This window comes from Actinomadura fibrosa, from assembly GCF_900659615.1.
GTDB lineage: Bacteria > Actinomycetota > Actinomycetes > Streptosporangiales > Streptosporangiaceae > Spirillospora > Spirillospora fibrosa.
In genome coordinates this window covers 1-21,424 of record NZ_CAACUY010000047.1, presented here as the reverse complement: position 1 = coordinate 21,424, position 21,424 = coordinate 1, and the positions used below count along the sequence as shown (strand labels likewise).

At 73.7% G+C, this 21,424-nt stretch carries 23 protein-coding genes and 1 pseudogene; 18 read left to right on the top strand and 6 right to left on the bottom strand.

Annotation, left to right across the window (positions count from 1 at the left end):
• Positions 1-4 precede the first annotated feature (4 nt).
• The gene (locus E1300_RS18440; protein ID WP_165502898.1) at positions 5-697 is read right to left on the bottom strand and encodes a GntR family transcriptional regulator; all 693 of its coding nucleotides are present in this window, start codon (positions 695-697) and stop codon (positions 5-7) included.
• 130 nt (positions 698-827) lie between these two features.
• Between E1300_RS18440 and E1300_RS18435 the strand changes: the two genes are divergently transcribed.
• The gene (locus tag E1300_RS18435) at positions 828-1,352 is read left to right on the top strand and encodes a YbhB/YbcL family Raf kinase inhibitor-like protein (RefSeq protein WP_131758257.1); all 525 of its coding nucleotides are present in this window, start codon (positions 828-830) and stop codon (positions 1,350-1,352) included.
• 135 nt (positions 1,353-1,487) lie between these two features.
• Here the strand turns inward: E1300_RS18435 and E1300_RS18430 are convergent, their stop codons facing one another.
• Positions 1,488-1,922 (bottom strand): MFS transporter, encoded by a 435-nt coding sequence (locus tag E1300_RS18430; RefSeq protein WP_207399828.1) that lies wholly within the window; start codon positions 1,920-1,922, stop codon positions 1,488-1,490.
• Positions 1,923-2,208: 286 nt separating this feature from the next.
• Here E1300_RS18430 and E1300_RS51620 point away from each other — a divergent pair.
• A pseudogene (locus tag E1300_RS51620) lies at positions 2,209-2,536 on the top strand (cupin domain-containing protein); the annotation flags it as partial.
• An 11-nt stretch (positions 2,537-2,547) separates the two neighbouring features.
• On the opposite strand, the gene E1300_RS18415 reads toward E1300_RS51620, so the two are convergent.
• Positions 2,548-3,123: a TetR/AcrR family transcriptional regulator gene (locus E1300_RS18415; RefSeq protein WP_131758256.1), complete on the bottom strand. Its 576-nt coding sequence runs from the start codon at positions 3,121-3,123 to the stop codon at positions 2,548-2,550.
• Between the two features lie 88 nt (positions 3,124-3,211).
• Here E1300_RS18415 and E1300_RS18410 point away from each other — a divergent pair, with 88 nt between their 5' ends.
• The 5 genes from E1300_RS18410 (at position 3,212) to E1300_RS18390 (ending at position 7,688) form a co-directional block, all read left to right on the top strand.
• Entirely contained in the window at positions 3,212-4,648 is a 1,437-nt protein-coding gene (locus tag E1300_RS18410; RefSeq protein WP_131758255.1) for an MFS transporter, read from the top strand.
• Between the two features lie 115 nt (positions 4,649-4,763).
• Positions 4,764-5,114, top strand: coding sequence for a hypothetical protein (locus E1300_RS18405; RefSeq protein ID WP_131758254.1), 351 nt, complete (start codon positions 4,764-4,766; stop codon positions 5,112-5,114).
• Positions 5,115-5,219: 105 nt separating this feature from the next.
• Positions 5,220-5,825, top strand: coding sequence for a zinc metalloprotease (locus E1300_RS18400; RefSeq protein ID WP_131758253.1), 606 nt, complete (start codon positions 5,220-5,222; stop codon positions 5,823-5,825).
• Between the two features lie 20 nt (positions 5,826-5,845).
• Complete coding sequence (locus E1300_RS18395) at positions 5,846-6,514, top strand: hypothetical protein (protein WP_131758252.1); 669 nt, start codon at positions 5,846-5,848, stop codon at positions 6,512-6,514.
• A gap of 196 nt (positions 6,515-6,710) precedes the next feature.
• Positions 6,711-7,688: an NAD(P)-dependent alcohol dehydrogenase gene (locus E1300_RS18390; RefSeq protein ID WP_131758251.1), complete on the top strand. Its 978-nt coding sequence runs from the start codon at positions 6,711-6,713 to the stop codon at positions 7,686-7,688.
• Positions 7,689-7,730: 42 nt separating this feature from the next.
• Here the strand turns inward: E1300_RS18390 and E1300_RS18385 are convergent, their stop codons facing one another.
• Positions 7,731-8,807, bottom strand: coding sequence for a winged helix DNA-binding domain-containing protein (locus E1300_RS18385; RefSeq protein ID WP_165502897.1), 1,077 nt, complete (start codon positions 8,805-8,807; stop codon positions 7,731-7,733).
• 139 nt (positions 8,808-8,946) lie between these two features.
• Between E1300_RS18385 and E1300_RS18380 the strand changes: the two genes are divergently transcribed.
• Both E1300_RS18380 and E1300_RS18375 read left to right on the top strand, forming a co-directional pair.
• The gene (locus E1300_RS18380) at positions 8,947-9,960 is read left to right on the top strand and encodes an alpha/beta fold hydrolase (protein WP_131758249.1); all 1,014 of its coding nucleotides are present in this window, start codon (positions 8,947-8,949) and stop codon (positions 9,958-9,960) included.
• An 86-nt stretch (positions 9,961-10,046) separates the two neighbouring features.
• The gene (locus tag E1300_RS18375) at positions 10,047-10,688 is read left to right on the top strand and encodes a class I SAM-dependent methyltransferase (protein WP_131758248.1); all 642 of its coding nucleotides are present in this window, start codon (positions 10,047-10,049) and stop codon (positions 10,686-10,688) included.
• A 13-nt stretch (positions 10,689-10,701) separates the two neighbouring features.
• Here E1300_RS18375 and pabB read toward each other — a convergent pair whose 3' ends face one another.
• On the bottom strand, positions 10,702-12,804 hold the full coding sequence (pabB, locus tag E1300_RS18370; RefSeq protein ID WP_131758247.1) for an aminodeoxychorismate synthase component I: 2,103 nt from the start codon (positions 12,802-12,804) through the stop codon (positions 10,702-10,704).
• A 370-nt stretch (positions 12,805-13,174) separates the two neighbouring features.
• On the opposite strand from pabB, the gene E1300_RS18365 reads away from it, so the two are divergent.
• Positions 13,175-15,112 carry a hypothetical protein gene (locus E1300_RS18365; protein WP_242619225.1) on the top strand — a complete coding sequence of 646 codons (1,938 nt, stop codon included), beginning with the start codon at positions 13,175-13,177 and terminating at the stop codon, positions 15,110-15,112.
• An 83-nt stretch (positions 15,113-15,195) separates the two neighbouring features.
• Here E1300_RS18365 and E1300_RS52570 read toward each other — a convergent pair whose 3' ends face one another.
• On the bottom strand, positions 15,196-16,032 hold the full coding sequence (locus tag E1300_RS52570) for a CHAP domain-containing protein (RefSeq protein ID WP_242619224.1): 837 nt from the start codon (positions 16,030-16,032) through the stop codon (positions 15,196-15,198).
• 169 nt (positions 16,033-16,201) lie between these two features.
• Between E1300_RS52570 and E1300_RS18355 the strand changes: the two genes are divergently transcribed.
• The 8 genes from E1300_RS18355 to E1300_RS18320 form a co-directional block, all read left to right on the top strand.
• On the top strand, positions 16,202-17,269 hold the full coding sequence (locus E1300_RS18355) for a hypothetical protein (protein ID WP_131758246.1): 1,068 nt from the start codon (positions 16,202-16,204) through the stop codon (positions 17,267-17,269).
• 16 nt (positions 17,270-17,285) lie between these two features.
• Positions 17,286-18,116, top strand: a complete 831-nt coding sequence (locus E1300_RS18350; protein WP_131758245.1) for a hypothetical protein — start codon at positions 17,286-17,288, stop codon at positions 18,114-18,116.
• A 23-nt stretch (positions 18,117-18,139) separates the two neighbouring features.
• Positions 18,140-19,300 carry a hypothetical protein gene (locus tag E1300_RS18345; protein ID WP_207399827.1) on the top strand — a complete coding sequence of 387 codons (1,161 nt, stop codon included), beginning with the start codon at positions 18,140-18,142 and terminating at the stop codon, positions 19,298-19,300.
• Positions 19,301-19,310: 10 nt separating this feature from the next.
• Positions 19,311-19,703: a hypothetical protein gene (locus E1300_RS18340; RefSeq protein ID WP_131758244.1), complete on the top strand. Its 393-nt coding sequence runs from the start codon at positions 19,311-19,313 to the stop codon at positions 19,701-19,703.
• 4 nt (positions 19,704-19,707) lie between these two features.
• Positions 19,708-19,896 (top strand): hypothetical protein, encoded by a 189-nt coding sequence (locus E1300_RS18335; protein ID WP_131758243.1) that lies wholly within the window; start codon positions 19,708-19,710, stop codon positions 19,894-19,896.
• A 52-nt stretch (positions 19,897-19,948) separates the two neighbouring features.
• Entirely contained in the window at positions 19,949-20,455 is a 507-nt protein-coding gene (locus E1300_RS18330) for a hypothetical protein (RefSeq protein WP_131758242.1), read from the top strand.
• 58 nt (positions 20,456-20,513) lie between these two features.
• A complete protein-coding gene (locus tag E1300_RS18325) occupies positions 20,514-20,876 on the top strand; it encodes a hypothetical protein (RefSeq protein ID WP_131758241.1) in 363 nt (120 codons plus the stop codon).
• On the top strand, positions 20,873-21,424 hold a 552-nt coding region (locus E1300_RS18320; RefSeq protein ID WP_131758240.1), incomplete at its 3' end, for a hypothetical protein. The genes E1300_RS18325 and E1300_RS18320, both read left to right, overlap by 4 nt.

The following is a 21,424-nucleotide window of genomic DNA, read 5'->3' as shown; positions in this document are numbered from 1 at the left end:
GGGCTCACGACTGCGGCGTGACCTGTTCGGGTGCGGATGTGAGGGCGGCGACGGTCAGCGTCAGGTGCCGGGTCAGCACCTCGGTGGCGGTGTCGGCATCGCGGGCCAGCGCCGCCTCCTCCAGGCGGCGGTGCTCCGCGACGCCGTCGCGGCCCGGGGTGCGCTGCGCCGACCAGCGGCGGGCCAGCTCGCCGGCCGTCCACAGCCGGTCGAACGTGTCCAGCAGCACCGGGTTGCCGCACCCGTCCAGCAGCGTCCGGTGGAAGACGCGGTGCGCCTCCGACCACGCGCTGGTGTAGTACTCGCCCTCCTCCGGCGCGTACGGCGGTGTGCGGGCCAGGCGGTGGTGGGCCGCGCGCACCCGCGCCTCCCAGTCGAGGTCGCCGCGCTCGATCGCCAGGCGCAGCATGACCGGCTCGATCGCGCGGCGGGCCTCCGCGATCTGCTCCCACCGCCGGTCGGAGAAGTCGGGGACGGCGAAGCCGCGGTTGGGCAGCCGCACCGCGATGCCCTCGCCGACCAGCCGCACCAGGGCCTCGCGTACGACGGCCAGGCTGACCTGGTGCTCTCCGGCCAGTTGCTGCGGCTTGAGCGCCTCGCCCGGGGCGTGCTCACCCCTCATGATCGCTTCCCGGAGCCGGGCGTGAACACGCTCGGAGAGCATCTGCTTCGTGGAGGGCTCGGCCGTCTGCGTCATGCCGCCAGGATAGACCATCGGCCAAATAATCGATTATCTGTGCTATGGTCGATGACACGTGGACGATGACGCCGTCCGCGCAGGCCGGCCCATCGGCCGGCACCCCTCGCACTCCTATGGAGGAACAGACATGAACGACCCGTTTGCCCGCCTTCCCCGGGTGCCCTCCTTCACCGTCACCAGCACCACGCTGACCGACGGCGCTCCCTGGCCCCCGGAGCAGATGTCCGCAGGCGTCCCGGGCGGCAAGGACGTCTCGCCGCAGTTGTCGTGGAGCGGCGCCCCCGAGGGGACGAAGAGCTACGCCGTCACGGTGTACGACCCTGACGCGCCGACCGGATCCGGGTTCTGGCACTGGGCCGTGGCCGACATCCCCGCCACCGTCACCGAGCTGCCCGAGGGCGCGGGCGACGACGCCGGCTCCGGCCTGCCCGACGGCGCCTACCAGCTGCCCAACGACGCACGGGTGGCGCGTTACCTCGGCGCGGCCCCGCCGGCGGGGCACGGCCCGCACCGCTACTTCGTCGTGGTGCACGCCCTCGACACCGAGACCATCGGCGTCCCGGCCGACGCCACCCCCGCGTATCTCGGCTTCACCATCGGCGGTCACCTCCTCGGCCGCGCGGTCCTGACCGCCACCGCCGAGACCCCGTGACCCTCGCGCGCGACCGACCGACGCTTAGCGGGTCTCTCCGTTCGCCTGCTCCACCACCTCCGTGACCGGCAGGGCACTCGTCTACGGCGAGTGCCCTACCCCGGCCCCGGCCGCCGACGAGGAGGCTCAGCAGCGTCACGGGAGCGGTCCACCCCCGTTGGGGACGGCGAGCGTGACCGGCATGATCATCGCCGCGTCCGCGCCGCCGAGGAGGCGCGCGGCGAGCATGACGTCCGAGGACGTGGCCAGGCCGGCGGCCGCGCTGGCCGCTCCGAAGACCGCGAGGCCGATGAGGAGCACCGGCCTGCGGCCCCACCGGTCGCCGATCGCGCCGAGCGGGAGCAGCAGCGCGGCGAGGCCGACCGTGTAGACGTTGATGATCCACAGCACGGTGGTCTGGGAGGCGCCGAACTCGACGGCGAGCTGCGGCTGGGCGACGTTCAGGCCGGTCACCGAGGCGATGACGGCCATGAGGGCGGCGCAGACCGCGATCAGAATCGCGCGGCGCCGGCGCGGGTCCTCGATGGTCGGGCCGGTGCCGCCCGGCTGTGCGGACGGGTTCGTGCTCATGGGATCTCCTTCCAGCGGGCAGAGGGCATCGGCGCCGGAGCAGGGCCCCGGCGCTGGTGGCGGATGGAGCGGCTAGTGGCGGCGGGTGGCTCGCACGACGACGTCGTGGAGGGAGGCCGTTGCGTCCCGGTGGCCGATGAGCGTCCGGTGGCCCTCCTCGGCGGTGACGACCCGCTCCCAGTACTCCTCGTCGGACCGGTGTGCTGAAGCAGCTGTGACAGCGCCGCGACATCACCCTGGCCGCGCTCGCCGAGGAGACGGGCATCTCCGCCAGCACGCTGGCGACGGGTCGACCATCCTGCCGCTGACCCGCAGGCCCGGAGGCATCCAGGCCTACAAGTTCGTCCTTCCGGCAGGGGACGACGACGCCGAGCCCGACCTGCGCACCCATGAGGGATACGACTGGGTCTACGTCCTCAACGGCACGCTGCGCCTCGTCCTGGGCGAGCACGACCTCATCCTCAAGCCCGGCGAAGCCGCGGAGTTCGACACTCGCACCCCCCCACTGGTTCGGTGCCACCAGCGCCGGTCCCGTCGAGTACCTCAGCCTCATCGGACGGCAGGGCGAACGCGCGCACGTCCGCGCAGCGCCCAAGGCCCGGCCGTCCGGGTGATCGCGCGGAGGTCAGGCTTGGGTCAGTAGGCGGTCGACCAGGCCGGCGACGTAGTCCGGGGTGAGCGGGCCCGCGTTGAACAGGACGCGGATGTACATCGGGGCCATGATGTGGTCGAGGACCTCCAGCGCGTCGGGTGGACGCTCGCCGCGTTCGGCGGCGCGGTCGAGCATGCCCTGGACGAACCGGGCGCGTTCGGCGAGGAACTCGTCACGGGCGCGCAGACCCTTCTCGCCCCTGTTCGACAGGGCGACGGTCAGGCGCAGCACCGCCAGGCCGTCCGGTCCCGTGATCTCGCGCGCCACCTGGGCCGCGTAGGCGTGCAGGTCACCGGCCAGGGTCCCGGTGTCGGGCATCGGTGACCGCGCGTTCAGGCGCGTGAGCAGCACGTCGGTGAGCAGCGACTCCAGCGTGCCCCACCGGCGGTAGACGCTGGTGTCGGCCACGCCCGCGCGGGCCGCGACGTCCCCCACCGTGAACTCGCCGTAGCCGCGCTCGCCGACCAGGTCCGTGACGGCTTGGTGCACCGCCGCCCGGACGCGGGCGCTGCGTCCGCCGGGCCGCCGGACCGGCGATCGCTCTTGCATGCCCCCACCTTAGCGCAGTCCGCAGTTGCGTTTAGGAGCGGCACTGTCTACATTGCTAACGCAGTAGCTGACTGCTTTAGGGGGAACGATGACGTCTGCACCGCCGGTGCCCAGGCCGAACCGGGCGGCGCTGCTCGCGGTGACCTGCCTGGGGCAGTTCATGGTGCTGCTCGACAACACGATCGTCGGCGCGGCGCTGCCCGACATGCAGGAGCGGCTGCACATCCGGCTGACCGGGCTGCAGTGGATCGTCGACGCCTACGTGCTGCTGGTCGCCATGCTGCTGCTGTCCGGCGGCGTCTTCGCCGACCGCTTCGGCCGCAGGAGGCTGTTCCTGGCCGGCGTCGTGGTGTTCACCGCCGCGTCCGCGCTGTGCTCGGCGGCGCCCTCGCTCGGCTGGCTGATCGCCGGACGGGTGCTCCAGGGAATCGGGGCGGCGGCGCTGAGCCCCGCCTCGCTGGCGCTGCTGGCCGCCGCGTATCCGGTCCCGCAGGAGAGGGTCAGGGCGATCGGGCTGTGGGCGGGGTTCAGCGGGATCGGCCTGGCCGCCGGGCCGCTGGCCGGCGGCGTTCTGGTGGAGGCCTTCGGCTGGCCCGCCATCTTCCTCGTCAACGTGCCCGTCGGCGCGGTCCTGCTGGTCGCCGGCCTGCGCACGCTGAGCGAGTCCCGCAACCCGGACGCGCCGGCGATCGACGTCCCGGGGACGGTCCTGTCCGTCCTGGGCGTGGGGGCGCTCACCTACGGGCTCATCGAGGGCGGCTCCCGCGGCTGGACCTCGCCCGTGATCCTGAGCAGCTTCGCCATCGGGGTGGTGATCCTCGCCGTCTTCGTCGTCGTCGAAGGACGCGTTCCGGCGCCGATGCTGCCGCTGCGGCTCTTCCGGCAACGGCTGTTCACGGTCTCCAACACGGCGATGACCGTGGTCGGCTTCGCGCTCATGGGCTCGTCGTTCTTCTTCTCCCAGTTCTTCGTCTACGTCCAGGGCAGCTCGATCCTGCGAGCCGGGGTGGAGACGCTGCCCGCCACCCTCGCCATGGTCCTCGTCAGCCCGTTCGCGGGCCGGTTCGCCGCCCGGTACGGCTTCCGGATCATGGTCACCCTCGGCCTGGCGCTCGCCGGGCTGGGACTGCTGGCCCTCGGCTTCGTGCACGCCGGCACCGGCTACACCAACGTGTGGTGGCGGCTGGCCGTCGTCGGTGTCGGGTTCGCCCTGACCATGTCCCCGCTGACCGGCGCCGCCATCCAGTCGGTCAGCCCGCAGGAGGGCGGCCTGGCCTCGGGCGTCAGCAGCACCACCCGGCAGATCGGCGCGGTGCTCGGCGTGGCGGTGCTCGGCGCCGTCGTCCGCACCCGGGAGTCCGGTGGCGCCTCCTTCGAGGACGGGCTCACCAGCGCCTTCGTCGTGGCCGGTGCCATCACCCTGGCCACGGCGGTGTTCACGGGCCTGTGGCTGATCAGGAGCACCGAGTCGCCGGGCCCGGCGGCCCCGACCCCACCGGTCCATGAGAACACCGCACGTCGCTGACGCGGCCAGGGGCCCGGTCCGGGGCGCCTCAGCGTCCTTGATCGACGAAATTCGGACGGGCTCTATCAAATGGCCCGTACTGCCCCTAAGCTCCGTTGGCATGGAGCCCGAAGCGTTGACGAGTCCCGTGGTCTGGCTGGTGACCGAGGACGTCCACCTCATCCGTACGGACACCATTACCAGCATCGGCGTGACCGGTGACCAGCTCACCGTCTGGCAGGGCGATCGGGCCACCACGGTGGTGCAGGCGGGCGACGGGCCGCGGTTCTCCCCGGGCCACGCCGGCGTCCTCGCTCAGCGCCTCGCCGCCGCTGCCGCCACCCCGCCCCTGGACCGCGAAGGCAAGCCCTTCCCGCTCGTCTATGTGTGGCTTCACCTCGACGACGCCAAGGAGCCCCGCTGGCAGGTCGCGGTCGCGGGTGCCGGCGAGGACGCCGAGCCGCCTTTCAGCTCCGTCACGTCCTAAAGCACAGGCGGGCTTCTCGCGCATGGTTCTCCGGGGCTAATTCCGAATGGTGCCCTGGCTTCTTTCGCCATGTCCGCCAAAGGACTTGGCTCCTCACCTATGGAAATGACAGGTGACCCCCAAGCGGGCAGCCGCCCGGTGCGCCGCTTCCTGGGCGTGAACGGCGCGCTCCGGATCCTCGCGGTATCGGCCGTCGCGACCGGTGCCCTCGTGACCGTGCAGACCCAGGCGCAGGCGACTCCGTTCCCCGAGCTCCGGCTGGCCGACAACGCTACGCACACGTACTGCATCACCGGCGGCGGCTGGACGTCCGCGCGCAGGACCTCCGCGGTCTGGGGCATGAACCGCCTGGCCAACACCACCGACATGTCCGCCAAGTCGGAGAGCTGCACCATCAAGACCGACGTGGTCTGGCGGACCAAGAATCTGGAGGCGGGCGTGCGCGGCCGGACGAAGTGCGTGCGGCTCATCGGCCCGAAATGCGACAGCGCCGCCATCTGGATGGACTTTCCCGAACTGGCCAAGGGAACCGACGACTGGTACGACTACCGCAAGACGGCCGTCCACGAGATCGGGCACACCATCGGTTTCGACCACCACGCCAGTGGCTCGCACAAGTGCGCCATGATCTCCGGCGAGGTCCCGAGCCGCTCGATCGTCTGGCGCAGCTACACCGCCCACGACCGCAGCCACATCAACGCGAGCTACTGAGCCGAGCGGGAGACACCAAGATGAAGACGAACATCGTCGTCATGTCCGCCGCCGCGATCGGCCTGGCGCTCACGGCGAGCGCCTGCTCCGGCGGCGACTCCGGCGGCAGGCCCGCCGCGGCGAGCGGCAAGGGCGATTCGGGTTCGGTGCGTGCGCTGGCCGAGCTGGCCGGCCAGAACGTCCACGTCGACTACACGCCGCTCACGTCCCCGGCGGACGCCAGGAAGAAGGCCGACCTGATCGTCGAGGGCACGCTGGCGAAGGTGGAGGACGGGATCCGGCTCACCACCGGCTCGACCCCGACCGACGACAGCTACGTCACCTTCGTCGTGAACGTCCGCAAGGTGCTGGACGGTGACGCGCGCGGGGTGTCGGGCGGCAAGGTCTACGTGTCCGTCTACACCGACGGCACCACCCCGGCGGCGAAGCTCGCCGCCCTCAACCCGCAGGCCGAAGTGGTGGCGGTCCTCGACGACATCACTGGCTGGCGCCCGTCGCCCGACGAGACCGTCGTGCGGCCGGCGGGCATCCCGGCGAGCGCCCGCCTGTACGCGCCGTACACCGACGGCCTGTGGCTCCAGGGCCGGAGCGACGCCCGGATGTTCGGCGTCGGCGTCGAGGCCGCCGCGCTGCCGGCCGGCTGGAAGCGCGCCGAGACCGTCGACCAGCTCTCGACGGCCTTCAAGTAGCGACGGCGGGCGGGACGTGCCGCCGGACGGGCGGGTAGGCGTGAAATACCACTCACCGCCGCAGCCGGTCACCGGGCATGCTTCTCAGAGAGGCCGTGCCCCGTTTAGGCTCCGGTGCCATGGAGCGTGACGCGATCACCAGCATCGGCGTCACCGGTGATCCGCTCGTCTCGCGGCCGTCGCCGCCGGCACGGTCATGAAGGCGGCCGTCCACAGCAGCTACGGCGGGCCTGAGGTCATCCGGATCGCCGAGGTCGACCGGCCCGCGGTCCGTGCGGGCGACATCCTGGTCAGGGTGCATGCGACGACGGTCAACCGGACGGACTGCGCCTACCGCGAGGCCAGGCCCTTCTTCATACGGGCGGTCAGCGGCCTGACCCGTCCGAGGCGCCAGATCCTCGGGACGGAGTTCGCGGGGGTGGTCGAAGAGGTCGGCGACAGCGTCACGTCCTTCGCACCGGGCGACCGCGTGTTCGGGTACAACGAGGGGCCGTTCGGCGCGCACGCCGAGTACGTCGCGGTCCGCGCGAGCGGCATGGTCGCGGCGATGCCCGCGAACGTGTCCTTCGCCGAGGCCGCACCCGGGACCGAGGGTTCGCACTACGCGCTCGCCTTCCTCAAGGGGGGCCGGATCGAGGCAGAGCAGGACGTCCTCGTCAACGGCGCGACGGGCGCCATCGGCTCGGCGGCCGTCCAGTTGCTGAAGGACGCCGGCGCCACGGTGACCGCCGTGTGCGCCGCGGCGCAGCTGGATCTCGTGCGCGGGCTGGGCGCGGACCGGGTCATCGACTACACCGCTCAGGACTTCACCCAGGACGCGCGGACCTACGACGTGGTGTTCGACACGGTCGGCAGGAGCACCTTCGGACGCTGCCGGCGGCTGCTGAGGCCCGGCGGGACGTACCTGTCCTCCGAGCTCGGCCCCTGGGGGCAGAACGTGTTCCTGCCGCTCGTGACGCGGTTGCCCGGCCGCCGGAAGGTGAGGTTCCCGTTCCCGATGAACGGGCAGGACGTGGTGCGGCGCCTCGCGGACCTCATCGAGTCCGGGCGCTTCCGGCCGGTGATCGACCGGCGGTACCCCCTCGACCGGATCGCCGACGCCCACCGGTACGTGGAGACCGGCCAGAAGATCGGCAACGTCGTCATCGAGATCGTCCCGCCCCGGGACGCCTGAACCGGGTACGCGGCTAGCGTGCCAACCGCTCGCTCGTGCCGGTCAAGGAAGGGCGAGCTCGGCCTTGAGTCCCAGGTACTCGCCGTACCGCCGGGCGGCCTGGTCGAGGGCCTCGACCTCTGGACGGGTCAGGGGGCGGTAGGGGCGCAGGTCGAAGCGCACCTGGTCGCGGCCGACGGTGCGCCGCGCGGCGGCCAGGAGCTGCGCGTCGACCAGGGCCATGCCGAGCGCGGTCTCCCGGGTGCGCGGCACGTCGCCGGCGGCGTCCAGCACCCAGCGGGAGTCCTGGTAGCCGCGGTAGGTCTCGTCGAGGATCTGGAGGAGATGGCCCGCGGGGTCCTGCGGTCCGCCGGGAGCCTCGCCGGGGGCGTGCCAGAAGGTGCGTCCGTCGTGCTGGAAGGAGTCGAGCCGGTCACGGACCTGGTCCAGGCCGGTCCGCACGTCGGTGAGGGTGAGCGTCGCCCAGTAGGCCAGGTCGCGCTCGGTCGCCGGGCCGTGCCCGGTGAAGTAGCGCAGCGCGAGCTCGGCCAGGGCCTCGGTCCGGTCGAGCCGTCGCGGCGCGGGTACGCGCTCGGTCATCAGCGCGTAGGTGTGCTCGCCGCCGGCGGCGGGCCCGCTGCAGATCAGCCCGTCCAGCTCGGCGTGGGCGAGCAGGATCATGAGCGCGTGCCCGGCGGCCTGGACACCGCGCCCGCTCAGTTCCTCGGCCACGCGCGCACGGGTGAGCCACCTCCCGCCGGCCAGTGCGTCGGTGACGGCGGCGACGGCCCGGTCGATGGACCGGTCGTCGAGGCCGTGCGCCTCGCGCAGCTGCTTGCCGGTGACCCGCCGGACGCGGGGGCCGGTCAGGTCGAGCAGCCAGCCGATGTCCTCGGCCCGGACGAAGTGCCACGTCGGGCGCAGCACGTGCGTGCGCAGGACGGCGCCGCCGTCGAGGAGCGCCGCCAGGTCGGCCTGGCCGGGGTCCGCTGTGCGCGAGGCGACCGCCCACGCCGTCTGACCGGGATTCTCCGCCTGGACGGCCAGCAGCGAGCCCACCACCTCACGCGCCGACCCGGCGTGGGGCCGGACCAGGTGCTGGCTGCGCAACCGCCAGCGGGCGATGTCGACGTCCCGCACCAAGCCACCACCTCCCCCGCCGGACCGGGGACAGCCTAGTCAAGACCCGGCCCGAGCCGATGACGGCGGTGCCGGTCCGCCCATGGCCGCGTCCGGACACGGGACCGTGGCCCGCGCGCTCGCGGGGGAGCATGATCCCATGCGGCGTCCGCGGTTCGAGGTCCGGTTCTGCACTGCCGGGGACGGGGTGCGGATCGCGTACGCCACGGTCGGCCAGGGGCCGCCGCTGGTCATGCCTCCCGCCTGGATCAGCCACCTGGAGCTGCTGTGGCAGGACCCGGCGGTGCGCGCGTTCTTCCTCGCCCTGGCCGCACGCCGGACGGTGGTGCTGTACGACAAGCCCGGGTGCGGGCTGTCCGATCCGTGGCCGTCCCGCCAGACGGTGGACGTGGACGTGCGGGTGCTGCGGACGGTCGTCGATCAGCTGGAGGAGCGGCGCGTCGATCTGCTGGGCGTCTCGGCGGCCGCGGTGGCGTCGCTGGCGTTCGCCGTGCGGCATCCTGAGCGCGTCGGGCGCCTGGTCGTCTACGGCGGCTACGCCGACGGCCGCCAGATCGGCTCGCCGCAGGTCCGGGCGGCGCTGCTCGACCTGGTGCGCGCGCACTGGGGACTGGGGTCGGACGTGCTGGCCGACATCTTCATGGCCGACGCCGATCCCGACGTGCGGACGCATTTCGTCAGGCTCCAGCGTGCGACGGCCACCGCGGAGTTCGCGTGCGAGCTGCTGGAGCAGTGCTACGAGGCGCGTGTGGAGGACGGGCTCGACCGGCTGGCCGCGCCGGCGCTCGTCCTGCATCGCGACGGCGACCGGGCGATCCCGTACCGGCTCGGGCGGGACCTGGCGGCGCGGATCCCCGGGGCGCGGCTGGTGAGGCTGCCCGGGCGCAGCCACCTCCCCTGGGCCGGGGACACCACCCGGATGATCCAGGCGATCCTGGAGCATCTGGACGGGACGGAGCCCGACGCCGTCCTCACTCCCCGGCAGCTTGAGGTGGCGGCCCTGGTCGCGGACGGGTTGAGCAACCGCCAGATCGCCCGCGCCCTGGGCATCGAGGAACGCTCCGCCGAGGGCCATCTCGAACGCATCCGCCAGCGGCTCGACGTCCGGTCCCGGGCACAGATCGCCGCCTGGTGGGTTCGGCACGCCCGTTGAGGTAGTGCCTGGGGTGTTCTCCCGCCTGACGGGACGGCCCGCTCCACCGGATCCTTGCCGTGCGCACCGATCACGAGGAGTGGCCCATGCCCGACGCCGGCACCCTGCCCACGCACCCCGTCCGCGGACGCCTGAACTCGGCGTTCTTCGCGGCCATGTCCGGCTACATCGACCAGCGGCTCGCGGGCCACAAGCGGCGGATCCTGACGCCGGCGGGCGGCGTGGTCGCCGAGATCGGCGCCGGCAACGGCCCGAACCTGCGCTACCTGCCGCCGGGGACGACCGTCCACGCCATCGAGCCCAATCCGTACTTCCATCGGCGGCTCGAACGGACGGCCGCCGGTCTCGGCATCGACCTGACCGTCCGTCCGGTGCCGGGCGAGGCGATCGACCTGGACGACGCCAGCGTGGACACCGTGCTCTGCACCTGGGTCCTCTGCACGGTCGACGACCCGGCCCAGGTGCTCCGGGAGGTCCACCGGATCCTGCGGCCCGGCGGACGGTTCGCGTTCATCGAGCACGTCGCCGCCCCGCCGGGCGGCGTGCGGCGGGCCCAGCGGCTGGTCCGCCGGCCGTGGCGGTGGACGTTCGAGGGCTGCCGCACCGACCGGGACACCGCCGCGTACATCCGCGCGGCCGGGTTCCGCTCCGTGGACATCACCGGGTTCGACTTCCGGTCGAGCTTCGTTCCCGTCCGCACCCAGATCGCCGGCACCGCCGTGCGCTGACTCCGCGCGGCGGTCAGACGTGGGTTCTCAGCTCTGGGCCTTCGACGGCGAACGCGGTCTCCGCGTAGGGCCGTCCCTGCCAGGCCAGCAGCGCGCGGACGATGCCCTGCGCCTTCAGGACGATCTCGTCCAGCTCGGCGCGGGGGTCGGAGAGCGCGACGATCGCCCCGCCGATGCCGACGGTCGTCCGGTCGGGGGTCGTCACGGCGGTGCGGATCACGATGTTGAGATCGGCGCGGCCGTCGGCGGACAGGTAGCCGAGCGACCCCGAGTAGACGCCGCGGGCGCCGCGTTCGAGGCCGTCGAGGATCTCCATGCTGCGCGGCTTGGGCGCCCCGGTCATCGATCCGCCCGGGAACGCCGCGCGCAGGCCGTCGACCGCGCCGAGCCCGTCGGCGAGGCGCCCGCACACGGTGCTCACGAGCTGGTGGACGGTCGCGTACGACTCGACGTCCATGAGCACCGGCACCTCCACCGTGCCGGTCGCGCAGACGCGCCCGAGGTCGTTGCGCAGCAGATCGACGATCATCAGGTTCTCGGAGCGGTCCTTGACGCTGCCGCGCAGCAGCTCGCGGGCGGCCTCGTCGGCGGCGGCGCCGGGTTCGCGCGGGGCGGTGCCCTTGATCGGCTTGGACGTGACGACGCGGTCGGCGTCCAGCCGGAGGAAGCGCTCGGGCGAGGAGCACAGCACCGCGGTGTCGCCCCAGCGCAGGTAGGCCGCGTACGGGGCCGGGCTGACGCGGCGCAGCACGCGGTACAGGTCCAGGGGCCGCGAGACGGGCGCGGTGCTCGCCTGGGCCGTCAGGCACAGCTCGTAGCTCTGCCCCGCGCGGATCGCGTCCAGGCAGGCGCCGATGTCGCGGAGGTACTCGTCCGGCGTGCGGTCGAGGCGGAGCACGAGCGGATCGGGGAGCGGCTCCTCCGGCGGGGCGGGCGGCGGCGCGGGGGCGATCCGGCGGACGTCCCGCTCGACGGCGTCCAGCCAGGCGCGGCACGCGTCGTCGTCGGAGTCGTGGGCGAGCGCGACGGCGTAGGCGACGCCCTTCTCGTGGTCGAAGGCGAGCATCCGGTCGGCGAGGAGCCACTGCGCGTCCGGCAGCGCGGACCGGTGCGCGCCGGGGCTGCCGAGGTCGGCCTTGACCTCGTAGCCGAAATAGCCGACGAATCCGCCCACGAAGGGCAGGTCGAGGCCGGGCGCGGACGTCTCCAGGCGTCCGAGTTCCTCCGCGAGCACGTCGAACACGCCGGCCTGCCTCACTTCGACCGCGCGTCCGCGGCGCAGCGTCACACGGCGTTGTCCGGCGTCGTAGGACAGAGAGGTCGCGCCCTCGCGTGCCGCGCCGATGAAGCTGTACCGCGCCCGCCCCGGCTCGACCTGGCTGCTGTCGAGCCAGAACGCGGTCGCCGCGTCGCCGTAGAGGGCGGTGAAGACGTCCTCCGCGGCGGGGGCATCGGCCAGGACGCGGTGGTGCACCCGGGCGCGGGGCGTCCGGACGGCCGCGCGCCGTCGCCCGCGGGACCGCGTCCGAGGGGGGCGGCCGACCCCGGCCAGCTCCAGGAAGTTGGCGATGAGCCGGTCCCCGTGCGCCGTGCGGATCGACTCGGGGTGGAACTGCACGCCCCAGGCCGGGCGCTTCCGATGGCGCACGGCCATGGGGACGCCGTCGGCCGTCCAGGCGGTCAGTTCCAGCGCGTCGGGGAGCCGCCCGACCGCCCCCAGCGAGTTGTAGCGGACCGCCTGGAACCCCTGCGGCACGCCCGCGAACAGATCGCCGCCGCAGTGCATGATCTCGCTCGCCCGGCCGTGCACCGGGTCGATCCGCCCGATCTCCCCGCCGGCCGCGTGGACGAGCGCCTGATGCCCGAGGCACACGCCCAGGACGGGCACGTCCGACTCCGCGAGGATCTCCGCGCACACGCCCACATCGCGGGGGACGGCGGGATGGCCCGGCCCCGGCGACAGCACGATCGCCTCCGGGGCGAGGGCCCGCACGCCGTCCATGGACAGGGCGTCATTGCGCACGACGAGGGGGTCGATGCCGGAGACCCGCGCGAGCTGGTGGCAGAGGTTGTAGGTGAACGAGTCGTAGTTGTCCACCAGGAGGATGCCGGTCATGGCGGGCGGGCGTCGTCGGGCACGCCGAGGCCCGCGCGCTGGTACTCCAGTCCGGTCACGGTTCCCGCCAACCTCCAACGGCCGCCACCTGCGCGGGGGCGCACGGTGCTCCCCCAGCTTCCCGTCACCGGTGACGGGATCATCCCGCCGGGGCCCGTCCCGGTGCGTGGTGTTCGTCACCCCGGCGGGCCGGGTGGCGAGCCGCGGCCAGGTGCGGCCAGTGGTTGAAGGGTCATCCATCGAACCGGGGCCGCCTCCCCGGCGTGTTGGGAATGCATGCGCACGGCATCGGTCCGAGAACCCCCGCACGACCGAGGAGCCGGCTTCCGCGCGGCACGGAAGTGGTGGCGAACAGGGGGTGGACGAGTCTGTGACGATCACACGGGGACTGGAGGCGGCTCCGGCCGCGCGCGACGACGCCGAGGCGTCGCTGGTGGCCGGGGAGCGCGCTCTGCTGGACGAGGGGGACCTGCGCACGGGCCGGATCTGGTTCGACGCGGCCTACCGCGAGGCGGAGCGCCACGGCGACGCCGCGGGGATGGCCCGGGCGGCGCTCGGGCTCGGCGGGCTGTGGCTGCACGAGCACCGGCTGGCGGCCGCCGCGGAGATGGTCCGCACCCGGCAGCGCGCCGCGCTGGCGCTGCTCGACCCGGGGTCGCCGCTGGCGCTCCGGCTGCGGATCAGGCTGGCCGCCGAGGACGACTACGCGACCGGCGGGCACGCCGCGATCCTGGCGCTGGTGGCGGAGGCCCGGCAGGCCGGGGACCCGGTGCCGCTGGCCGAGGCGCTGAGCCTCGCCCACCACTGCCTCCTCGGCCCCGAGCACGGGGCGCTGCGGCTCGGGCTCGCCCGGGAGCTGATCGGCGAGGCGTCCAGGACGGGGCGCCGCTCCGATCTGCTGATGGGGCTGCTCTGGCACGCCGTCGACCTGTTCGACGGCGGCGACCCGCAGGCCGAGCGCGGCGTGCGGGAACTGCGCGACTCGCTCGGGCGGCGGGACCACCTCGCCGTCGGGATCGTCCTCGACTCGCTCGACGTCATGCTGGCCATCAGGGAGGGCCGGTTCGCGGAGGCCGAGGAGCTGGCCGGCGCGTGCCTGGCGCGCGGGGAGAAGACGGGCGACGCCGCCGCGGCGGGCTTCTACGCGGCGCAGATCGGAACGATCCGGTGGTACCAGGGCCGCATCGCCGAGTGCCTTCCGGCGCTGACGGAGCTGGTCGCGTCGCCGGACCTCAGCCCGCTGGACAACGCCTGCTACGCGGGCCTCGCGGTCGCCGCCGCCCATTCCGGCGACCGGCGGCTGGCGGAGGGGTCGCTGGCGCGGCTGCGCGGCCGGGTGCAGGACGGGGCGCCGCGCTCCTGCTCGTGGCTGTTCGCGATGTACGGGGTGGCGGAGGCCGCGAACCTCCTCGGGGACGCCGAGGCCGCGGCGCAGGCGTACGAGCTGCTGGCCCCGTTCGCGGACCTGCCGGTGACGCTGGGCCTCGGCGGCACGTGCCTCGGCTCGGTGCACCACTCGCTGGGCGTGGCCGCGCTGACGACCGGCGACGCGGACACCGCCGTGGAGCATCTGGTCCAGGCGGTCGAGGCCAACCTCGCGCTGTGGCACTGGCCGGCCGTGGTCGTGTCCCGGACGCGGCTGGCCGAGGCGCTCGCGCTGCGGGACGGGCCGCGGAGCGAGGCGGCGCGGGCGGCGCTGGAGGCGGCGGCGGAAGAGGCGGCGCGGCTCGGGATGCCGGTTCCGGCCGGCGCGTCCGGGCCGGTGGCGGGCGCGGGCCGTCCCCGGTCGCGGGGGATCGTGTGCGAGCGGCAGGGCAGGCGGTGGTCGCTGGCGCTCGGCCACCGCGCCGCGCTGGTCGGGGACAGCGTCGGCATGCGGCACCTGGCCGTCCTGATCGGCAATCCCGGGCGGGAGATACCGGCGATCAGCCTGGCGACGGGCCCGGCGGCCGCCCCGGGCGACGCCGCGTCCGTCCAGCCGGTGCTGGACGAGGAGGCCAAGCGCCGGTACAAGCGGCGGCTCGCGGAGCTGGAGGCCGAGATCGAGGAGCACGAGGCGGCGGGCCGGTTCGAGCGCGCCGAGGCCGTCGGCGCCGAGCGCGACTGGCTGATCGCCGAGCTCGCGTCCGCGTCGGGCCTCGGCGGGCGGACGCGGCGCTTCACCGACAGCGAGGAGCGGGCCCGCATCGCCGTCGGGAAGGCGATCCGGCGGGCGCTGAAGCACGTGGCCGACGCCGACGCGGCCATCGGCGCCGAACTGCGCGCGACGATCCAGACCGGGACGCTCTGCTCGTACCGCCCCGGCTGACCGGGCCCGTCCGCGACGCACGGCGCCGGGGCTCAGCGCTGGGGTCCGGCGCCGTGCGGGACGCGGGCGGTCAGGTGACGCGGTCAGGTGACGGGGGCGGTCCAGGCGGCCCGCCAGGTCTCCGGGCCGACGACGCCGTCCACCTCCAGGCCCTTCTCGGACTGGAAGCCGCGGCAGACCTCCTCGGACGCGGGGCCGTACTCGCCGTCCACGTCGAGCGACCAGCCGCGGTCGCGCATGCGGGCCTGCCAGGTCCGGACGTCCGCGCCGCTCATGACCGGCGGCTGCCGCAGCAGCCGGCCGGGCCACGCGGGCGCCGAGGTGCCGCCTCCGTCGCCGCTGCCGCCGCCCGCCGTGTACTGCGGGTAGCCGTAGCCGGCGATGCCGAACGAGCGGACGCGCCGCCGCACCATGTCCTCGGTGTTGCCCTCGATGGTGACGATCGTGCCGTCGCCGCGGACCGACTCCACGATCCCGACGTGGTCGATGGCGGCGATGTCGCGCGACCCGCCCCAGTCGTAGAAGACGATCGCGCCCTTGCGCGGGACGCCGCCCCACCGGCCGTTGTCCTTGAACCAGCGGGCGTGCGCGGGCGTGTAGGCGAACCGGCCGACCGCCTTCAGGCAGCCGGCGCGGTCGGCGCACCAGGCGAGGAAGATGTCGCACCACGCGACGTCGCCCATGCCGTACCAGGCGGTGAACTTGTTGTGGTTCGACCCGGGCGGGTGCTCCCCCTCGCCCAGCTGGCCGCGTGCCGCGTCGAGCATCCGGTCCGCGCCGTCCGCCATCGCGCCCGCGGCGCTCGCCTCGCCCGCCTCATCGCCGAGCGTGCTGCCGGGCGCCTGCGGGACGTCCTGCGGGCCGTCCATCGGGTAGGTCTGCGCCCTGCCGCGCGGCTCGGGCGGGATCGGTTCGTTCATCGGCTCCTCCATCGGGTGGGCGTTCACCCGGGAAGGCGTGCCATCCCGTTCCACGCGCGGGGACCGCGCCGTGACACGCGAATGGAACGCCTCTGGAACGGGATGGAACGCCTCTTCAGTGAGCCCGCGGGGCAACGCCGGGCGAACGGACACATCCAAGGGGGAATCCGTGACCGACCATGTCGACGAATCGGCTCACACGGCCGAAGCCGCCGAGACCGCTGAGACCGCCGAGGCCGCCGAGGCGGGCGAGACGAGCGGGGCGCAGGCGCCGCCCGACGAGAACATCACCACGCCGCCCGACGGCTCGCCGCCCTGGGTGGCCATCAGGCTGCCGGCCACACCGGTGCTCGCGGGCGTGCCCACCCAGTACCGGGTGGACGTCGACCGGGGCGTCAGCTTCATCCCGCGGGCGGGCGGCGGATGGACGCAGGTCCCGGCGGTGAACTACACCGAGCTGGACATCGCCGTGCAGGGCGTCGTCGAGACGCACGACCACCGGTCCTCGGTGAACAGCGGCGGCACCTACACCTTCACGATCTCGTCCCCGGGCTCCTACCAGGTCACCGCCGCCGGCAAGACCAGCGCGAACACGACGGTCAACGCGAACGCGGCCACCGTGACGGTGGTGAACCCGGACCCGCCCTCGTTCACCTGGAACTCCCCGGCGAACGGCGCGGTCATCGGCATCGGCCCGAACGGCGGCCCGCTGACCGTGGACATCAGCACCCCGGCGACGCTGGCCTACCCGCTCACCGTGCGGGTGACCGTCGACGGCGCGACCAGCTCCGACCAGTCCACCGGCACGCGCTTCAGCAAGAGCGTCACGCTGGCGCAGACCTCGATCGGGCCGCGGACGGTCACCGTGACGATCGTCGACGCGCAGAACCGGACGGCGAGCCAGAGCCGGACGATCATCACGCAGGACGGCGCGCCCCCCACGGTGTCGCTGGACGCCTTCCCGAACCCGCTGGTCGTCCAGCAGCTGCCGGCGGTGCTCCTGCTGACCGGCCGGACGTCGGGCGCGGCGTCGGGCGTCAACCTGGTCACCTACTCCGTCCCGGCGCTGAACACGAGCGGCCAGGCGACCAACACCGGGCCGAACGGCGACTGGTCGAGCTGGTCGGCGGCCATCCCGTTCGCGACCACCGGGGACGACATCGCCTTCACGGTCACCGCGACCGACACGCGCGGCGGCACCGGGTCGGCGTCCTCGAAGATCACGATCACGTTCTGAGCCGGACGGTGCCGACGTGAGCTCATTCCAGGACCGGGCGCTGCTGCGCCTCGCCGATCCGGGCGCCCTCCGCGACCTGCTGCTGCCCGCGGCCGACCCCGGCCGGGCCGCGCTGCGGACCGTCCTCGGCGCGGCCTTCGACCTGGCGGCGGTGCGGATCGACCAGGTGCGGGACGTCGCGGTGGACGAGCTGGAACTCCAGCGCCCGCTGTTCCCCACCGGGCGGATCACCGGGAACTGGACCGGGACCGTGCCCGCCTACACCCGGACGGAGCTGGCGCTCGACGAGGTCCGCACGGCCGCACCCGTGTGGATCGACGTGCTGGCGCGGCTGCGGGTCACGGTGGTGGCCGAGATCGACCCCGCGGGGGCCGAGTCGGCCGCCACCGTGCCCGCGGACTCCTTCGCCACGCTGGAGGAGTTCCGGCGGCGGTTCCCGTTCGTGGACGTCGACGCGTTCATGCGCGAGCACGGCATCACGACCGTCGAGCAGCTCCGCGAGGCGTTCCGGTACCTGGTGACCACGGTCCGGCTGAAGGCGGCGGCGCCGTTCGACCCGGACGACCCGGCCAACGTCCGGACGCTGGGCGTCGCGCTCGCGGTGGTGGCGGTCGACCCGTTCGGCCTGGCCGCCGGGCTCCGCGCCGCACGGCTCGTGCGGGAGGCGGGCCGGTCGCGGCCGGGCCCGGACCCCGCCACGCTGCCGGCCGAGACCACCGCGCCCTACGCGCTGGCGGCCGTGCTGGCCCAGTCCGGCCCGGCCGGTGCCGGGCTCACCGCCGCCGATGTCCAGCGGCTCTACTCCAGGGCGGGCGTGGCCGCCCTCTTCCTCGACGACACCGCCTGACCCAACGCAAGAGATGAGGGACGATGACCGTCCGTTACATCCGGCAGAACCTGGTGGCGAACCAGTTCGCGCCGGCCGTGCGCGCCTTCGGCAACATCGCCGTGATCGGGAAGATCGCGCCGCCGGCGCAGTCGCCGCCCGCCGACCTCGCCGCGGTGAACACGCCCGTCGACTTCACCGATCCGGCCGAGGCGCTGCGCCGCGCGCCCGGCGACCTCGGCCAGGCGATCGCGCTGGCCCTGACCCAGTCCCCCGGCCCGTCCCTGGTGACGGGGGTGCGGGTGAGCGAGACGTCGCCGAACTTCCAGGCCGCGCTGGACGTGGTCGCCGGCCTCGACGTCCAGCTCGTCGTGCTGGCGAACACGCCGATGACCGCCGCGAACACCGCCGTCGGGAACCCGAACGCGACGCCGCCCACGTCGGACGGCCCGGTCGTGGCGCTCGCCAAGCACGTCGTGTCGGTCTCCGAGACCGGCGCGGACGGGCGGCAGCGCATCGGCGTGGCGATGCTGCCCAAGGACTCGGCGGACCCGTCGGTGGTCAGCGGCGCGCTCTCGACCGACCGCATGGTGTACATCGCGCACCGCAGCACGCAGGACGCGGCGGCGGCCGTGGCGGGGACGATCGCCGGATACGAGCCGCACGTCACGCTGCTGCTGAAGCAGGTCGCCATCACGAGCCCGTCGTTCACCCAGGCGCAGATCGAGGCGATCAACGGGTCGGAGAACTTCGGCTCGGGGCCGGCGGCGAAGAACGGCGTCAACTGGCTGGCCAGCCCGGCGCTCATCCCCGGCAACGCCGTCTACCTCGGCGAGGGCTACACCGGCAACCCCGGCGGGATCACCTACATCGACGCCCGCCGCTACATCGACGGGCTGTCCTTCCAGCTCAACGCGCGGCTGATCAGGTCGATCGGGAACGTCCGGATCACCCGGGCGGGGCTGCGCGCGCTGATCGCGCAGATCGAGGCGATCCTCGGCCCGCAGCAGCAGGCGGACATCCTGACCTCGTTCGAGGTGTCGGTGCCGCTGCTGGCGCTGCTCGACCGCGATCCCGCGACGCTCACCGCCGCGGAGGCGCAGCGCGTCCACGACGCCGAGACGCAGCGGCTCGTTCAGATCCTGGTCGCCGTGAACTACGCGGGCCAGGTCCACCGGATGTCCCTCACCGTGACGTTCAACTAGGAGAGCACCGATGCCGGACTGGAACACCCGGCTGGAGGTCAAGCTCGGCGGCGCCACCATCACGCCGATCTCCAGCTTCACGCCCACCTTCAACGTGCCGCACACCGTGCTGCACAGCATCGAGGCCGACAACGTCGGCTTCGTCCGCCAGCCGTTCACCTTCACGTTCACGATGACGGTGCCCGCCGTCGGGTCGGCGGTCGCCGACCTGACCGAGCTCGCCACCGCGGGCGGCGAGTTCGCGGTCGTCGTGGCCGAGAAGAACGGCACCGACTGGACGTTCGGCTCGCTGAAGTTCGCGCGCTGCGTCATCACCTCGGCCAATCCGAGCAACGTGGTGGTCGACGGCGTCCCGCAGGCGAGCTTCAACTGCGCGGCGCTGACCGTCGGCATCGAGGCGTAGCGCCGTGGACGAGCCGGGCACCGGCTGGCCGGGCGCCGGCGGACGGACCGGGGAGCCGGCCGCCGGGCCCGTCATCGACTACCACTTCCCGGTCGAGGTGCACACCGTCGGGACGCTGCCGCCGGACGAGCGGGAGCGGCTGGCGCGCACGCACCTCGACCGGCTCGACCAGGAGCTCGCGTCCCGGCTGTGAACGCCGGGCGCGCACCGCGGGCCGATCTTCGGCACGGATTTCAGGGGGAGACATGGCGGTCGGGACGAACGTCCCGGTGCTGGTGGGGCCGGTGCCGCTGCTGTTCGTGCAGAGCATGACGGTCACCGAGGGCTACGAGGTCGAGCGGATCGCGGGGACGCGCTTCGTGCAGGCGACCCAGCCCACCCGCAAGCGGATCGGGATCGAGGCGCTGCTGGCCGGGCCGGACCGGCTCGCGCTGAAGAAGGCGCTGGAGGCGCTGGCGCTGGTGGGCCGCAAGCTCGCCGACGCCGGCGGCGGGCTGCTGCCGAACGGGATCTCGGTGGTGTCCGGGCTGACCGTGAGCCTGGAGATGCAGATCACCGAGCTGCACTTCACGCAGAGCGTCGAGCGGCGGGACGCCCTCCAGGCGTCGATCGCGCTGGAGGAGGTGCCGCGGGCGAGCCTGCTCGCCACCCTCGGCGAGGTCGCCGACCTGGCGGTGGCCGCCGGGTCGGCGCTGGTCCCGTCGGCCGTCCCGCCGAACCCGATCGCCCGCACCGTGCTGGGCGCGCTGTGACCGGGCGCACTGTGACCGGGCGTGAGGTGACGGGACGAACCGTGAGGAAGGGGGCACGATGAGCGAGTTCCAGCGGCTGCCGATCGACGCCGACGAGGGGTTCCCGCAGGCGTTCCGGCTGGCGTTCGCGGACCGCGACTACCGGTTCCTGCTGTACGCGAACGTCGCCGAGGAGGTCCTGCGGGACGCTCCGGACGGCCCGCTGGACCTGCCGGCCGCCAGGGCGTTCCTGGTCCTCGCGGTGGAGCGGGAGCAGACCGGCGGGACGGCGTCGATCCTGCGCCGCAAGCTGGTGCCGGGCGTGGTCTACGAGGCGGGCGAGCTGGCGCTGACCTTCACGGAGGTCCGGCTCGACCTGCGCAACCTCAACGCGGCGGGCACGTTCGGCTCGTCCGTGGTGGGCGGGGTGGCGGCGCGATGAGCTTCATCCTCTGGTACAAGGTCGAGATCGCGGCGGCGGGCGCGCCGGGCGCGGGGGCGCCGGACGGCGCGCCCGGGCTGCCGGTCACCGTCTCCAACGACGTGCTGAGCGGCTCCCCGGTCGTGGACGCCGAGCTCGTCGTGACGATGGCGGAGGGCGCGCAGGCGGACGCGTTCGAGGTGAGCCTCGTGAACCTGCCGTCCCGGGTCACCGACCTGCTGCGCAGCGCGCACGCGGCGGTGCCGCTGAACGCCGTGATCAGCCTCGGGTTCTTCGGCGACCCGGCGATCCGCACCGACGCCGCCCGCGTGCTGGTCGGACGGATCATGTCCGTGACCTACGCCGTCGAGGCGGACGGCCTGTCCCGCACGGTGCTGCGCGGCCAGGAGGAGGGCGGCTACCTGCTGCGGACCGCCCCGGCCGAGCGGGACCTCGCGGCGGGCGCCCCGCCCTTCGAGCTGGCGGAGGCGCTGGCGCTCGCGGCGGGCGTGCCCCTCGCCAACGGCTCGACCCTCCCCGTCCCGGACGCCGCCGCCGGCGCGGGGACG

What these genes read in the sequence shown, in the direction of transcription:
- pabB (WP_131758247.1), bottom strand. Translation starts at nt 12,804, where the DNA reads ATGACCGGCATCCTCCTGGTGGACAACTACGACTCGTTCACCTACAAC.
- E1300_RS18400 (WP_131758253.1), top strand. Translation starts at nt 5,220, where the DNA reads ATGACAGGTGACCCCCAAGCGGGCAGCCGCCCGGTGCGCCGCTTCCTG.
- E1300_RS18340 (WP_131758244.1), top strand. Translation starts at nt 19,311, where the DNA reads ATGCCGGACTGGAACACCCGGCTGGAGGTCAAGCTCGGCGGCGCCACC.
- E1300_RS18415 (WP_131758256.1), bottom strand. Translation starts at nt 3,123, where the DNA reads ATGCAAGAGCGATCGCCGGTCCGGCGGCCCGGCGGACGCAGCGCCCGC.
- E1300_RS18375 (WP_131758248.1), top strand. Translation starts at nt 10,047, where the DNA reads ATGCCCGACGCCGGCACCCTGCCCACGCACCCCGTCCGCGGACGCCTG.
- E1300_RS18395 (WP_131758252.1), top strand. Translation starts at nt 5,846, where the DNA reads ATGAAGACGAACATCGTCGTCATGTCCGCCGCCGCGATCGGCCTGGCG.
- E1300_RS18345 (WP_207399827.1), top strand. Translation starts at nt 18,140, where the DNA reads ATGACCGTCCGTTACATCCGGCAGAACCTGGTGGCGAACCAGTTCGCG.
- E1300_RS18390 (WP_131758251.1), top strand. Translation starts at nt 6,711, where the DNA reads ATGAAGGCGGCCGTCCACAGCAGCTACGGCGGGCCTGAGGTCATCCGG.
- E1300_RS18440 (WP_165502898.1), bottom strand. Translation starts at nt 697, where the DNA reads ATGACGCAGACGGCCGAGCCCTCCACGAAGCAGATGCTCTCCGAGCGT.
- E1300_RS18430 (WP_207399828.1), bottom strand. Translation starts at nt 1,922, where the DNA reads ATGAGCACGAACCCGTCCGCACAGCCGGGCGGCACCGGCCCGACCATC.
- E1300_RS18380 (WP_131758249.1), top strand. Translation starts at nt 8,947, where the DNA reads ATGCGGCGTCCGCGGTTCGAGGTCCGGTTCTGCACTGCCGGGGACGGG.
- E1300_RS52570 (WP_242619224.1), bottom strand. Translation starts at nt 16,032, where the DNA reads ATGAACGAACCGATCCCGCCCGAGCCGCGCGGCAGGGCGCAGACCTAC.
- E1300_RS18410 (WP_131758255.1), top strand. Translation starts at nt 3,212, where the DNA reads ATGACGTCTGCACCGCCGGTGCCCAGGCCGAACCGGGCGGCGCTGCTC.
- E1300_RS18330 (WP_131758242.1), top strand. Translation starts at nt 19,949, where the DNA reads ATGGCGGTCGGGACGAACGTCCCGGTGCTGGTGGGGCCGGTGCCGCTG.
- E1300_RS18325 (WP_131758241.1), top strand. Translation starts at nt 20,514, where the DNA reads ATGAGCGAGTTCCAGCGGCTGCCGATCGACGCCGACGAGGGGTTCCCG.
- E1300_RS18435 (WP_131758257.1), top strand. Translation starts at nt 828, where the DNA reads ATGAACGACCCGTTTGCCCGCCTTCCCCGGGTGCCCTCCTTCACCGTC.